General features: G+C 69.5%; 11 protein-coding genes. 10 read left to right on the top strand and 1 reads right to left on the bottom strand.

The window, feature by feature from the left end; genetic code table 11:
• The first annotated feature begins 65 nt into the window (after positions 1 to 65).
• A complete protein-coding gene (locus ACZ3I4_RS20640; RefSeq protein ID WP_465383579.1) occupies positions 66 to 1,211 on the top strand; it encodes an FAD-dependent oxidoreductase in 1,146 nt (381 codons plus the stop codon).
• On the opposite strand, the gene ACZ3I4_RS20635 is transcribed toward ACZ3I4_RS20640, so the two are convergent.
• Positions 1,193 to 2,959 (bottom strand): helix-turn-helix domain-containing protein, encoded by a 1,767-nt coding sequence (locus ACZ3I4_RS20635; RefSeq protein ID WP_465383578.1) that lies wholly within the window; start codon positions 2,957 to 2,959, stop codon positions 1,193 to 1,195. The two genes, ACZ3I4_RS20640 and ACZ3I4_RS20635, sit on opposite strands and share 19 nt — an antisense overlap.
• A 130-nt stretch (positions 2,960 to 3,089) precedes the next feature.
• Here ACZ3I4_RS20635 and ACZ3I4_RS20630 point away from each other — a divergent pair, with 130 nt between their 5' ends.
• From ACZ3I4_RS20630 to ACZ3I4_RS20590, 9 genes are all read left to right on the top strand, one after another.
• Positions 3,090 to 4,697: a long-chain fatty acid--CoA ligase gene (locus tag ACZ3I4_RS20630; RefSeq protein ID WP_465383577.1), complete on the top strand. Its 1,608-nt coding sequence runs from the start codon at positions 3,090 to 3,092 to the stop codon at positions 4,695 to 4,697.
• A 147-nt stretch (positions 4,698 to 4,844) separates the two neighbouring features.
• Positions 4,845 to 6,479, top strand: coding sequence for a tannase/feruloyl esterase family alpha/beta hydrolase (locus ACZ3I4_RS20625; RefSeq protein WP_465383576.1), 1,635 nt, complete (start codon positions 4,845 to 4,847; stop codon positions 6,477 to 6,479).
• Positions 6,476 to 7,240: an ABC transporter ATP-binding protein gene (locus ACZ3I4_RS20620; protein WP_465383575.1), complete on the top strand. Its 765-nt coding sequence runs from the start codon at positions 6,476 to 6,478 to the stop codon at positions 7,238 to 7,240. Before ACZ3I4_RS20625 ends, ACZ3I4_RS20620 begins: the two co-directional genes overlap by 4 nt.
• Positions 7,233 to 7,925 carry an ABC transporter ATP-binding protein gene (locus tag ACZ3I4_RS20615; protein WP_465383574.1) on the top strand — a complete coding sequence of 231 codons (693 nt, stop codon included), beginning with the start codon at positions 7,233 to 7,235 and terminating at the stop codon, positions 7,923 to 7,925. Before ACZ3I4_RS20620 ends, ACZ3I4_RS20615 begins: the two co-directional genes overlap by 8 nt.
• 18 nt (positions 7,926 to 7,943) lie before the next feature.
• The gene (locus ACZ3I4_RS20610; RefSeq protein WP_465383573.1) at positions 7,944 to 9,194 is read left to right on the top strand and encodes an ABC transporter substrate-binding protein; all 1,251 of its coding nucleotides are present in this window, start codon (positions 7,944 to 7,946) and stop codon (positions 9,192 to 9,194) included.
• Positions 9,191 to 10,063 carry a branched-chain amino acid ABC transporter permease gene (locus ACZ3I4_RS20605; RefSeq protein WP_465383572.1) on the top strand — a complete coding sequence of 291 codons (873 nt, stop codon included), beginning with the start codon at positions 9,191 to 9,193 and terminating at the stop codon, positions 10,061 to 10,063. The genes ACZ3I4_RS20610 and ACZ3I4_RS20605 overlap by 4 nt, the downstream gene beginning before the upstream one ends.
• Positions 10,060 to 11,079: a branched-chain amino acid ABC transporter permease gene (locus ACZ3I4_RS20600; RefSeq protein WP_465383571.1), complete on the top strand. Its 1,020-nt coding sequence runs from the start codon at positions 10,060 to 10,062 to the stop codon at positions 11,077 to 11,079. The genes ACZ3I4_RS20605 and ACZ3I4_RS20600 overlap by 4 nt, the downstream gene beginning before the upstream one ends.
• Before the next feature lie 123 nt (positions 11,080 to 11,202).
• Complete coding sequence (locus ACZ3I4_RS20595; protein WP_465383570.1) at positions 11,203 to 11,832, top strand: TetR/AcrR family transcriptional regulator; 630 nt, start codon at positions 11,203 to 11,205, stop codon at positions 11,830 to 11,832.
• An 82-nt stretch (positions 11,833 to 11,914) separates the two neighbouring features.
• The gene (locus ACZ3I4_RS20590; RefSeq protein WP_465383569.1) at positions 11,915 to 13,207 is read left to right on the top strand and encodes an outer membrane protein assembly factor BamB family protein; all 1,293 of its coding nucleotides are present in this window, start codon (positions 11,915 to 11,917) and stop codon (positions 13,205 to 13,207) included.
• The last annotated feature ends 85 nt before the right edge of the window (positions 13,208 to 13,292 follow it).

The following is a 13,292-nucleotide window of genomic DNA, read 5'->3' as shown; positions in this document are numbered from 1 at the left end:
TCGCACGCCCGTCACGAACATGTTCGTCAGGAACGAATTCGTAATACAACATCTTGGAGGAAGACATGACCACACCGGTCACCATCATCGGAGCCGGCCTGGGCGGCCTGACGCTTGCCCGGGTGCTGCACGTCCACGGCATCGAGTCGGCCATCTACGAGTCGGACGCTTCACCGGAAGCTCGCACCCAGGGCGGAATGCTCGACATCCACGACTACAACGGCCAGGTCGCGGTCAAGGCCGCCGACCTGACCGACGAGTTCCGGAAGATCATCCACCCGGGTGGGGAGGCAACCCGGATCCTCGACAAGCACGGCACCGTGTACACCGATGAGAACGACGAGCCCGGCGACGAGCCCGGCGCCCGCCCCGAGGTCGACCGCGGTGATCTACGCAGGATGCTGCTCGGCTCGCTGCCCGAAGGCACCATCCGCTGGGGCGCCAAGGTCACCGCGGTGACAAAGCTGGGCGACGGTCAGCACGAGCTGACGTTCGCCGACGGGTCGGCCGTCACCACCGGCCTTCTCGTCGGCGCGGACGGCGCCTGGTCACGGGTACGGCCACTCTTGTCGGACGCCCGGCCCGCCTACGCCGGCGTGTCCTTCATCGAGCTCGACCACCACGACGCCGTGAGGCGCCACCCCGGCCCGGCCAAGACGGTGGGCGCCGGCATGCTGTTCGCGCTCGGTGCCGGTCAGGGCTTCCTCGCCCACGCCGAGACCGATGGCAGCCTGCACATCTACGTCGCCCTGACCAAACCCGCGGGCTGGGCCGGCACCGTCGACTGGACCGACACCGACAGGGGCAAAGCCGTTCTGCTCGACGAGTTCGCCGACTGGGCGCCGCAGTTCCACGCCCTGATCACCGAGGCGGACGGCGCCCTGGTCCCCCGTACGATCAACGCCCTGCCCGTCCGGCATCGTTGGGACCGGATCCCCGGCGTCACCCTGCTCGGCGACGCCGCCCACCTCATGTCGCCGTTCGCCGGTGAGGGCGCCAACCTGGCCATGCTCGACGGCGCCGAACTCGGCCAGGCCATCGCCGCGCACCCCGGCGACATAGAGGCCGCCCTGGCCGCGTACGAAAGGGATCTGTTCCCCCGCAGCGCCGAAGCCGCCGGGGAAGCGGCCCGCAACCTCGAGCTCTGCTTCGACGAACGCGCCCCGCACAGCCTGCTCGACCAGTTCGCCGCCTACGCGGAAGGCCTCTGATCCCCTTGCGCGCCCAGGTCGTAGAGCCGCAGTGCCACCTGCAGTTCCAGGGCCCGATCGGGAGCGCGCCAGCCCTTACCGAGAATGCTGTCGACCCGGTCGAGTCTCTTGAGCAGAGTGTTCACGTGTACGTGCAGCGCGGCGGCGGTCCGGGCGACGTTGCCGCCGTGGCCGAAGTAGGTGGACAGGGTGGCCACCAGATGCGTCGACCGTCGTTCGTCGTGGGCCAGCAGCGGTTTCAGCGCGTTGTCGAGGAACCGGTGCAGGTCCTTGGCGCGCCCGGTGTCGAACAACAGAGCGAACATCGCGTACGGCTCGGTCGTGGACCCCTGATCGGTCACGCCCAGGGTCCGCATGAGGTCGCAGCATTTGCCGGCGATGTCGAACGCCGGTCCCCAGGTGTGACCGGCGACCGCCTCGGCGACGACTCGCACCGGCGATCCGAGTTCCCGGCGAAGGCGAGCATGGACCGTTTCGGCGAGCCGGGCGGGATCCGGAGCCGGGGCGAGAAGCGTGGCGCGGCCGAGATGTTCGCCGGCGAGCCCGTTGCATTCCGAGGACAGTGCGTACAGGCGGCGGCTCACCTCGGGCACGGTCTTCGTGTCGGACTGCGCGACGACGACCACGTTCAAAGCGGTGAGATCGATGCCGCGTACGTGGGCCCGGGCGTGCTGGGCCGGCGTCAGCGGGGGCGCGGAGACGAGCAGTTCGGTCAGCAGTTCGCCGCTGACCCGTTCCTCGGCTTCCGCGACGGCGGTCTCCTTGAGGATCAGCAGGCCCATGATCTGAGCCGCGCGCTCGAGGGTGCGTATGTCGACCGGGCTGGGCTCTTGGCGCCGGGTGAGCAGCAGCGCGCCGAGGTTGGTGTCCCCGGCTTGGATCGCCGCCGCGCTGTGCCAGAGGCCGGCGCCGTCGGTGGTTGTCGCCCACCGGCCGGACTGCCGGGCCTGCTCGACCGCGTCCGGTGACGGCCGCTGCGCGGTGGGCCCGTTCTGCGGGCCGGGTGAGCATCGGGCGGTGACGGCGCCGGCCCGGTCGAAGACCGTGACCGACCCCTGCAGGCGTTCGACCAGAAGCCGGGCGATGTCGCCGGCCCCTCCCCCGGTCAGCACCACCCGGGTCAGCGCTTCGTGTACGGCCTGGGCCCGCTCCATCATCGCCACCTGGCGCTCGATGGTGTGAAACGCGGTCTGAAGTTGTTTGAGCGCGGCCCGGCTCTCCTCGTACAGCCGGGCGTTGTTCAAGGCGACAGCGGCGTGGTCGGCGAAAGCGCTGAGGAGCGCGACCTCGTCGGGTTCGAAGGGCCGTTCGGTGCGGTCGGCGGCGAACAGGACGCCGATGACCTCCTCGCCGACCAGCAGCGGTACGCCGAGCAGCGCGACCATGCCTTCCGGAACGACGAGGCCGTCGAACGTCCGGTCGTGGGGGACGTCGGCGGCCTCGAGGTAGTTGCTGACCCAGGCCGGTGCGCCGGTGGCGATGACCCGGCCGCCGACGCCGGTTCCGGACGGCATGCGGGCGTGCTTGAACGCCGGGGAGATGGTGCCCTCCGACGCCTTCAGCGTCAGCTCGTCGTCCGTTCCGCGCAGCGAGAGGTACGTGAAGTCGGTGCCGATCAGGGCGTGAGCCTCGTGAACGATCGAGTCCAGGACCTCGTCCAGTTCGCCGAGGGCGGTCAGCGACCGGGCGGTCGCGTACAACGCGCTGAGCTCGCGCTCCCGGCGGACCCGATAGGGCACGTCGCTCATCGCCGGCCCTCCCTTGCGGGTGTACGTGTCCTCCACCGTACTGCGCCGGACAGTGTGGACATCTCCTCTCACCGGCCGATCTCGCGCCCTCCTAAAGTTCGCCCCAGCGGAGTACCGGCGAGGAGCGGTGATGCGCGGACTGATGCAGGATCGCCCGTTGACCATCCCGGCGCTGTTGTCGCGGGCCGAGACCCAGTTCGGCCACAAGCGGCTCGTCACCGGCGGCGCGACCGAGACCGTGGCCACCTGGCGTGAGGTAGGCCCGCGCGTCCGCCGACTGGCACGAGCCCTGGAGAACCTGCGGGTGCCCGCCGGGGCCTGCGTCGGCACCTTCGCCTGGAACAGCCGGCGTCACGTCGAGCTCTACCTCGCCATCCCCAGCTCGGGACGGATCCTGCACACGGTCAACCACCGGCTCCACCGCGACCAGATCGAGTTCATCGTCAACGACGCCGCCGACGACGTTCTGTTCGTCGACCGGACGATCCTGCCGGTGATCTGGCCGATGGTCGCGTCGTTCGGCTCGGTGCGCCACGTCATCGTCATGGACGACGGCGGCGACATGCCGCTGCCGGACGACCCGCGCGTGCTCGACTACGAGGAACTCCTGGCCGCGTCGGCCGACGCCCCCCTCGACAAGGTGATCCAGGACGAGAACCTCGCCGCCTCGCTCTGCTACACCTCCGGGACGACGGGCAATCCCAAGGGCGTCCTCTACAGTCACCGTTCGATCGTGCTGCACAGCCTGCTTCTTCTCGGCGCGGACGTCTTCGCGCTGAGCGAACGGGACGTGGTCGCGCCGATCGTGCCCATGTTCCATGTGAACGCGTGGGGACTTCCGTACGCCGCCATGCAGAGCGGTTCCGACCTGGTTCTGCCCGGACCGCTCCGGGATCCGGAAGACCTGGTCTCGCTTCTGTCCCGGCACCGGGTGACGTTCAGCGCGGGCGTCGCCACCGTGTGGCGCGATCTGGTCCCGGTGCTCGCAGGCCACGACCTCAGCAGCCTTCGCCACATCGCATGCGGGGGTGGCGCGGTCGACGACGCGCTGTCCAGCGCCTACGAGAAAGCGGTGGGGATACCGCTGACCAATGCGTGGGGGATGACCGAGACCAGTCCCGTCGTCACCACCTCCCGGGCGGCAACGCACCACGACGGGCTCGGGACCGAGGAACGCCGGCTCGTGCTCGGCGGCCCGGGCCCGGCCGTGCCGCTGACCGAGCTCCGCGTCGTCGCCGACGACGGCGTGGAGCAGCCGCGGGACGGGCAGAGCCAGGGCGAGCTCCAGGTCGCCGGGCCGACCATCGCCGGCGCCTACTTCGGCTCGGACGCCGGGGCGGAGGCGTTCACCGCGGACGGCTGGCTGCGTACCGGAGACGTGGCGACGATCGACGCCTGGGGGTATCTGCGCATCGTTGACCGCTCCAAGGATCTGGTGAAGTCCGGCGGCGAGTGGATCTCGTCGGTCGCGCTCGAGAACGCGGTCATGTCCGATCCGCGGGTCAAGGAGGCGGCCGTGATCGGCGTGACCGATCCACGCTGGGGCGAGCGGCCGGTGGCCTGCGTCGTGCCCACCGACGGAGTGCGTCTGACCCCGGACGACGTACGGGCCTATCTGCGTGGCCGTGTCGCGTCGTGGTGGATCCCCGAGCGCGTCGAGATGGTGACCGAGATACCCAAGACGGCCACCGGCAAGTGGTCGAAACAAACGCTGCGCCAGCGGTTCGCCGGCCCGTAAACGGATCGACCAAGATCAATAGTCCTTTGCGGACATTGGCCGGCCGATTCCCTTGCCAGTCGAATGTGACCCATGGCACAGTCAATGGCACTCAGTGCCGTGCTTTCTCGCATTGGCGGCACAGCGTGCTCTTTTGGAGGTTCGCAAATGAGTCGAATGCTGGCACTAGTAGCGACCGCGGTAGTGAGCGCGACGGTGGCCTTCGGGCCGAGCCCGGCCGCGGCCACGGTGAGCACGGCGCTGAGATGCGCGGAGCTGGCGGGAACGGCGATTCCGGCGAGGGCGATCAGCCTGCCGACCCGCGGCGGCCGCGTCGAGTCCGCCTCCCTGGTGACCCGGGTGGTGAGCGGCCGGACCGTTGAGTACTGCGGTGTCGGCGCGTCGCTCTTTCCGGGGGACCCGGCCGCTCCGGACATCAGGCTGCAGCTCGCGATGCCCGTCGGCTGGAACCGCGACACGATGATGTTCGGCGGCGGCGGCTACAACGGAACGATCCCCGACATCGCCCAGAACGTGCCGTTCGGCCGTCCCGATTCGCCCACTCCCCTGGCCCGGGGATATGCGACGTACGCCGGCGATTCCGGGCATCAGGCCGGGCCGGCCGGGTCTCTGGACGGGTCGTTCGGCCGCAACGACGAGGCTCTTCGGAACTTCGCCGCCGGGGATGCGCTCAAGAAGACCCACGACGCCGCCATGTACCTCATCCGTCGTGGCTATGGCGCCGGACCGGGCCGGACCTTTTTCGCGGGCGGCTCGACCGGCGGCCGCGAGGCTCTGGTCGTCGCGCAGCGGTGGCCGGACGCGTTCGACGGCGTCATCTCGGCCTACCCCGCCTGGAACAACACGGCCGAAGCCCTGTACCTCGGATACCTGGCGCACGTGATGTCCCGGCCCGGCGCGTTCCCCGGACCGGCCAAGCAGACCCTGCTCTACAACAGCGTCATGGCCGCCTGCGACGGGCGCGACGGCGTCAAGGACAAGGTCATCTCCAATGTCGGCGGCTGCCACTTCAACCCCCGGGTGCTCCGCTGCCCGGCCGGCGCCGACACCGGGCCCACCTGCCTGTCCGACCCGCAGATCGCCTCGGTGACGGCCGCGTCCACACCGTTCCGCTGGCCGTACCGCCTCGCCAGCGGCGAGCAGTACTACCCCGGATTCCCGTTCCTGTCCGGCGCCGACATGAGGACGCCCTATCTCGGATTCGGCACCACCGCGCCCGCCAACCCCATGCCGGCCACCAGCGCGTACGGGTTCCAATACTGGGATCAGTGGGTGAAGTACTTCCTGACCCGGGATCCCGGACACAACTCCCTCGATGTGGACCCGCGGCGACCCGGCAAGTGGCTCCCCCGGATCAGCTACCTCTCCACCATCCAGGACCGCAACAATGCGGACCTGCGGCCCTTCGCGCGGGCCGGCGGACGACTGATCCTGATGCACGGCTCCGCGGACGAGCTGGTCTCCCACCGGTCCACCAACGACTACTACCGGCGCGTGCTGGCCACGGTCGGCGCCCGGCAGACCAACGCGTTCCTGCGGTACTACGTGGCGCCGGGCGCGAATCACGCCAACTTCGGCGCACCCGCGTTCGCCGCCACCTGGGACTCGCTGTCCGCCCTGGAACGGTGGGTGCGGGACGGGCAGCCACCGGCCCGGCCGGTGGTGCAGGACCCCTGGGACGGGCGGACCCGTCCGCTCTGCGAATACCCGGGCTGGCCGAGATACCGCTCGGGGGATCCCGCGCGGGCCCAGAGCTTCGGGTGTGCCCAGGGGACCGCGTGACGCCGGGCGGCCGGGTGGCGATCCGTACCCGGGCCTTGACCAAGGTCTTCCGGGGTTTCCGGGCGGTCGACTCGGTCGACCTGGAGGTTCGCGAGGGAAGCGTGCACGCGCTGGTCGGTCCCAACGGTGCGGGCAAGACCACGCTGTTCAACCTGCTGACCGGGTTCCTGGCCCCGACGTCCGGGACGATCACGGTGTTCGACGAGGACGTCACGGGCCTGCCGCCCGAACGGGTCGCCCGCCGGGGCGTGGCCCGCTCGTTCCAGATCACCAGCCTCTTCGACACCCTGACCAGCCGCGAGCACGTGGAACTCGCTCTTCAGGGGCACAGCCGGCAGGGGTTCCGGTTCTGGCGGTCGGAGAAACTGCTCGGCCGGCCTCGGGCCCGCGTGGACGAACTGCTCGATCAGGTGGGACTGATGCCGCTGGCGGACAAGCAGGCCGGACTTCTGGCGTACGGGCAGAAACGCGCCCTGGAGCTGGCCCTGGTCCTGGCTCTCGACCCGCCGGTGATGCTCCTCGACGAGCCGACGGCCGGGATGGGCATCGAAGACGTGAACCGCACCATCGAGCTGGTCCGTCGCCTCGCCTCCGGTCGCACCGTGGTGTTCGTCGACCACAACATGCACGTCGTCGGCAGTCTGGCCGACCGGGTGACCGTGCTGCAGCAGGGCCGGATCCTGGCCGAGGGCGGCTACGACGAGGTCCGTCACGACGAACGGGTGATCACCGCGTACCTGGGTGAGGCCGAACATGCTTGAGGTCACCGGACTGACGGCGTGGTACGGCCAGGCTCAGGCGCTGCACGGGGTGGACGTCCGCGTGAACGAGGGCGAGGTTGTCTCGCTGGCCGGCCGCAACGGCGCCGGCAAGACCACCCTGGTCCGCTGCCTGATCGGCCTGCACAGGCAGTCCGGCGGCACCGTACGTCTGCACGGCCGCGACCTCACCGGCCTGCCGGCCCACCGCCGGGCCCGGGCCGGCATGGGCTGGGTCCAGGACGACCGCGGCATCTACGCCGGCCTCACGGTGGAGGAGAACCTGTTGCTGCCACCCACGGTCAGCGACCGTGCCTGGGCGCTGCCGCAGGTCTACGAGGCCTTCCCCGTGCTCGCCGAGCGCCGCAAGGCGCCCGGCACCACCCTCTCCGGTGGCGAGCAGCAGATGCTGGCCATCGCCCGCGTGCTGCGTACCGGCGCCCGTCTGCTGCTCATGGACGAACCCTCGGAAGGCTTGGCCCCGGTGGTCGTGGCCCGGATCGGGGCGATCATCCGCGAGATCAAGGCCACCGGCGCCGGCGTGCTGCTGATCGAGCAGAACGTCAAGTTCGCCGCCACGGTGGCCGACCGGCACTACCTGCTCAGCCAGGGCCGCATCGTCGAGACCCTCGACAACGACGAGTTCCGGCGCCGCGAGGGCGACCTGCTCAAACACCTCGGCATCTGACCGACTGGGGAGAACACCATGAAGAGCAAGCGGAAATGGGCCGGCGCCTCGGCCCTGACGGTGACCCTGCTGCTGAGCGCCTGCGGCGGCGGAGGCCCCGGAAACTCGGGCGGTGATTTCACCGGGGACAAGCTGGTGCTGGCCGTCCTCAACGACCAGTCCGGGATCTACAAGGACGCGTCGGGGCCGAACTCCGTCAAGGCGGTCAAGATGGCCGTGGCCGACTATCAGGCCAAGTACGGCGACAAGGCGGTCGTCAAGAAGATCGAGGTGACCTCGACCGACCACCAGAACAAGCCCGACATCGCCAACACCAAGGCTTCCGAGCTGTACGAGCGCGGCGGCGCCGACGTCATCCTGGACGTGCCGACCTCCTCCGCCGCCCTGGCCGTCGCCAACCAGGCGAAGAACCACAAGAAGCTGTTTCTCGACGTGAGCGCGGCGACCACCGCGCTGACCGGCGCCCAGTGCAACAAGTACACGTTCCAGTGGGCGTACAACACCTATCTGCTGGCCAACGGCACCGGCACGACGGTCACCCGCAACGGTGGAAAGAAGTGGACGATCCTCTTCCCCGACTACGAGTTCGGCCAGAACATGACCAAGTCCTTCACCGACGCGGTCACGAAGGCGGGCGGACGGGTTCAGGAGACCATCCCGACGCCGTTCCCCAACGAGAACTTCGCGACCTTCCTCACCAAGGCCGGCAGCAGCAATCCCGACGTGATCGGCACGATGCACGCCGGCGGTGACCTGATCAGCCTGGTCAAGCAATTCAACGAGTCGGGGCTCAAGGACAAGGGCGTCGAGCTGGCCGTCGGGCTGATGCTCATCAACGACATCCACTCGCTGGGCGTGGAACAGTTCGCCGGCACGCTGTTCACCGACCCCTGGTACTGGAACATGGACGCCGAAGCCCGCGGCTGGGCCGACCGGTTCCTGGCCGGGACCGGGTCCCGCCCGAGCTTCGAACACGCCGGCAACTACTCCGCCGCGCTGCAATATCTCGAGGCGGTCCAGGCAGCCGGCACCGACGACGCCGACGAGGTGGTCGCGAACCTCGAGGGCAAGAAGGTCAACGACGTGTTCCTGCGCAACGGCGAGATCCGGGCCCAGGACCACTCCGTCGTCCACGACGCCAACCTGGCCCGCGTCAAGAAGCCCGGCGAGGTGAAGGAGGCCTGGGACTACGAGGAGATCGTGACCAAGATTCCGGCGGCCGAAGGGTTCCCGCCGGCCGAGGCGTCCGGCTGTTCGATCAAGCCATGAGCGCGGTCCTTCAGTACGTCGTCCAGGGGCTGGCAGCGGGCAGCTTCTACGCGCTGGCGGCGCTGGGTCTGGCGGTCATCTTCGGGGTCCTGGGCGTGGTGAACTTCGCGCACGGCGCGTTCTACATGCTCGGCGCGGTCGCCACGGCGGTCCTGCTCGACACCCTCGATCTCACGCTGTGGTGGTCGCTGCTCGTGGTGCCGGTACTGATGTTCGGGTTCGGCGTCGTGGTGGAGCGGCTGCTCGTCCAGTGGCTGCTCCGGCTCGATCCGCTCTACAACCTGCTGCTCACCTTCGGCCTCACCCTGGTGCTGGTCGAGCTGGTCAAGCAGCGGTACGGCGTCTCCGGGCTGCCGTACCAGCTGCCGGGCGGGCTGCAGGGACGCGTCGACCTGGCCGGCGTGGTGCTGCCGCGCTACCAGTTGTTCGTCCTGCTGTTCTCGGTCGCGGTGTGCGTGCTCGTCTGGCTGCTGATGACGCGGACCCGGATCGGCATGATCGTCCGGGCGGCGACCGAGAAACCCGAGCTCGCCCAGGCCCTGGGCATCAACGTGGGCCGGTGGGTGACGCCGGTCTTCGGGTTCGGCGTCGCGCTCGCCGGCCTGGCCGGTGTGCTGGCCGCGCCGTTCCGGGCGATCACCGCCGACATGGGCAACAACTTCGCGATCATCCTGTTCGCGGTCGTGGTCATCGGAGGCCTCGGGTCGATCGTCGGCGCGGTGGTCGCGGGCTTTCTGGTCGGCCTGGTCGAGGCCTTCGGCCAGGCGTACGCCCCGACGTTCGCGCAGATCCTCATCTTCGTCCTGATGGCCCTGGTCATCTTGATCAGGCCGGCCGGGTTGTTCGGACGCCAGGAGGCGACAACGTGAGCCACTCCGTGATCACCGAGGCCCCGCCCGCCGGGGCCGACGTCCCCGTGGCCGCGAGCAACCCGAGGCTGCGATGGATCCTGCTGGCTGCCGGCCTGGTGGCCGCGCTGGCACTGCCCTGGTTCGTCTATCCGCCGGTGGCGATGGACATCGTGGCGCTGGCGCTGTTCGCGATCGCCCTGGACATCCTGCTCGGCTACACCGGTCTGCTCTCCTTCGGGCACGCGGCGTTCTGGGGCAGTTCGGCCTATGTGACCGGCCTGATCGCCACGCATTACGGCGTGCCGTTTCCCGTGGCCGTCGTCGGTGGCGCGGTCTTCGCGATGATTCTCGCGCTTCCCATCGGGTTCGTGTCGGTGCGCCGCTCCGGGATCTACTTCGCGATGGTCACCCTCGCCTTCGCGCAGATGGTCTACTTCATCGGCTATCAGTGGAGCAACCTGACGGGCGGCGAGAACGGGCTGCAAGGCGTACCCCGGTCGTTCTTCGGCATCGAACTGGTGGAGACCGAGTCGTTCTACTTCTATTACGCGGCCCTGCCGATCCTGCTGTTCGGCATGTGGGCGGCGTGGCGGATCGTGCACTCGCCGTTCGGGCGAGTGCTGGTGTCGATCCGCGACAACACGCCGCGCGCCCGGGCACTCGGTTACGACGCCGACAGATACAAGGCGATCGCCTTCGTGCTCTCCGCCGGGCTGACCGGACTGGCCGGTGGGGTGTTCGCCATCAACCACGGGTTCGTCGCGCTGACCGAACTGCACTGGACCACCTCGGGTGACGTCGTGCTGATGACGGTTCTCGGCGGTATCGGCACGCTGTGGGGCGGCATCGTGGGCGCGTTCCTGACCGTGATGCTCGCCGACTACCTCGCCTCCTCCGGCTTCAACGGCATCGACCTGATCACCGGCTCGGTCTTCGTCCTCGTGGTGCTGCTGTTCCGCCGCGGAATCTGGGGAACCGTCCGCCACCGGTGGAATGCCCGGCGGCAGCGACGTGCGTCGGCACGCCGCCGATGATCCGCCCGCCGCATTGTGCAGAGTTACAGTTCGCCAGACCACAGTCCGGGCCACAGGAGAGGGCACCTGTCGGTGACTTCGCGGAAAATACTCGACACCAAGTACCGGATCTCGGAAACGGCGATGGCCTTGTTCCTGAAGGAGGGGTACGCGAACGTCACGGTCGAAGCCGTGGCCGAGGCGTCCAACGTGTCCCGCCGTACCGTCTTCCGGCACTTCGAAAGCAAGGACGAACTGGTATTTCCCGACCACACCGAGCGCCTCGGCCTGGTCGAGCGGTGTCTGGCGACGGCGCCCGAAGGCACAGATCCGGTGGAGGCCGTCATCGCGGCCACCGAGGAGTCGCTACGTGAATTCCTCAGCCGGCCCGAACTCGTCCTCCGGCGCTACAAACTGACCCGCATCGTGCCCGAGCTGCGCAAACGGGAGGTCGTCGAACACGAGCGCTACGTGGTGCTGACCCGCTCCTACCTGCGCGACCATCTCCCACCCGACGCGCCCCCGTTCCAGCCGATGGCCCTCGCCGCCCTCATCGACGCGATCCACCGCTCGGCCCTCGGCAACTGGGTGCGCCAGGGCGGCGCCACCGACCCCGAAGCCGAACTGGCGGCGGGCATGGAATGGGTGCGCCGCATGATGGTCCACCAGTCGGCGTTCTCGACCGCTCCCCTGCTTCTCGCGGTGCTCCCCGACACGCCCCAGACCCGCCGAGCCCTGACCTCGTTGAAGGACGCCGCCGAGGACCTGCCCTGACCACTCCGGTCACCGGCACGAAGACGAGCTATGTTGCCTACAAGATGCGGCACGCGTGCGCGGTGACGGTGGTCGGCTGACGATGACTCTGATTGACCTCGATAACGCGGGGGCTGCCACCGAGGCAGCTGCCGCGCCCGTCAACCTGCCGCGGCTGCGCCGGCTGGCGCTGGCCGTTCTGACCGCGGTGGGCCTGGCCGCCATGACCGCCTCCACGCCGCCGGCGCCGTCGCTGGTGCGGCCGCTCTGGACGACGGCGTTGCAGCCCAGCGACACCGTGGCGGTGGACGATGACACCGTTTACCTGAATCGCAGCAGTCCTTCCGGGCCGGCCGAGGTTGTCGCGTTCGACCTGCACACCGGCCGCCTGCGATGGAGCACACCGACCGGCGACGCGTACGGGATCCGGTCCGTCGAAGGCGTCGTGCTGGTGACTACCGGCCCGTCGTCGATCGGCTTGACCTCGTCCTCGCCGGGCCCCCGCACGATGGCGCTCGACGCGGCCACCGGCGAGCGGCTCTGGCAGTCCGCCGGCACCTCCTCGCCGTCGTCGGTGGGTGATGGGGTGCTGCTCGCCGAGGCCGGCCAGTCCGGTTCGACCACCGGCCTGCGCCTGGTCGGGCTGCGGGACGGCCAGCAGGTGTGGCGACGGTCGATCACCCCGGCCGAGGAGTGGACAACTCTCACCGAGGGTGGCCGGCCTACCTCGGTGGTCACGGTGACCCCCACGGGCGATGCCACCGTCTACGGCTACGACGACGGTGCCGTACGCCACCGCAGCCGCATCCCCTGGAACGGGGTGTACTCCGCGACGTTCTTCCCGGTCGGCACCCAGCTGGTGGTGATCCGCACGGCGTCGGCCCAGACCGCTGCCACCATCTACCGCGCGGCCGACCTGCGCCCGCTGTGGCGGTCCGACGAGCTGATCGGCTACGTCACCACCTGCGGTCCGCTGATCTGCACGGCCGGCGTACGCGGTGTGGCCGGCCGCGACCCCGCCACCGGCCGTCAGATCTGGCGGCGCGACGACATGAACTTCGTCTGGGACCTCGGCGCCGACCGCCTGCTGCTCTCCGCCGCCGCCAACCTCGCCTCGGCCACGACGGTCCTGGTCGACGCGGCCACCGGCCGTACGATCGGCCGTCCGCTCGGCGGCCAGCAGGCGTTCGTGCCCGGCCCGGCCGGTTCGCTGATCCTGCTGCGCGCCACCGGAACGCCCGATGATCGCACCGCCGTGAACCGCCTCGACCTGGCCGATGGCCGGCAGACCGTCCTCGGCACGGTTGACCGGCTCGCCGAGCAGGCCTGCCAGGGTGTGTCCGGCCATCTGCTCTGCCCGCGCGGGGATATTTTGACCGTCACTGCCGTTGGTTGATCCTCGGGGCGGCGGACGTCGGATGCACCGGCGCGCGTGCAACCGCGGGAAGCAGGCATACGTCACGAAAGTATGAGACGTATCG

It is taken from the genome of Actinoplanes sp. NPDC021490 (assembly GCF_055562135.1).
The sequence above is the reverse complement of the archived record's forward strand: the minus strand, read 5'-3'. Positions and strand labels throughout refer to the sequence as shown.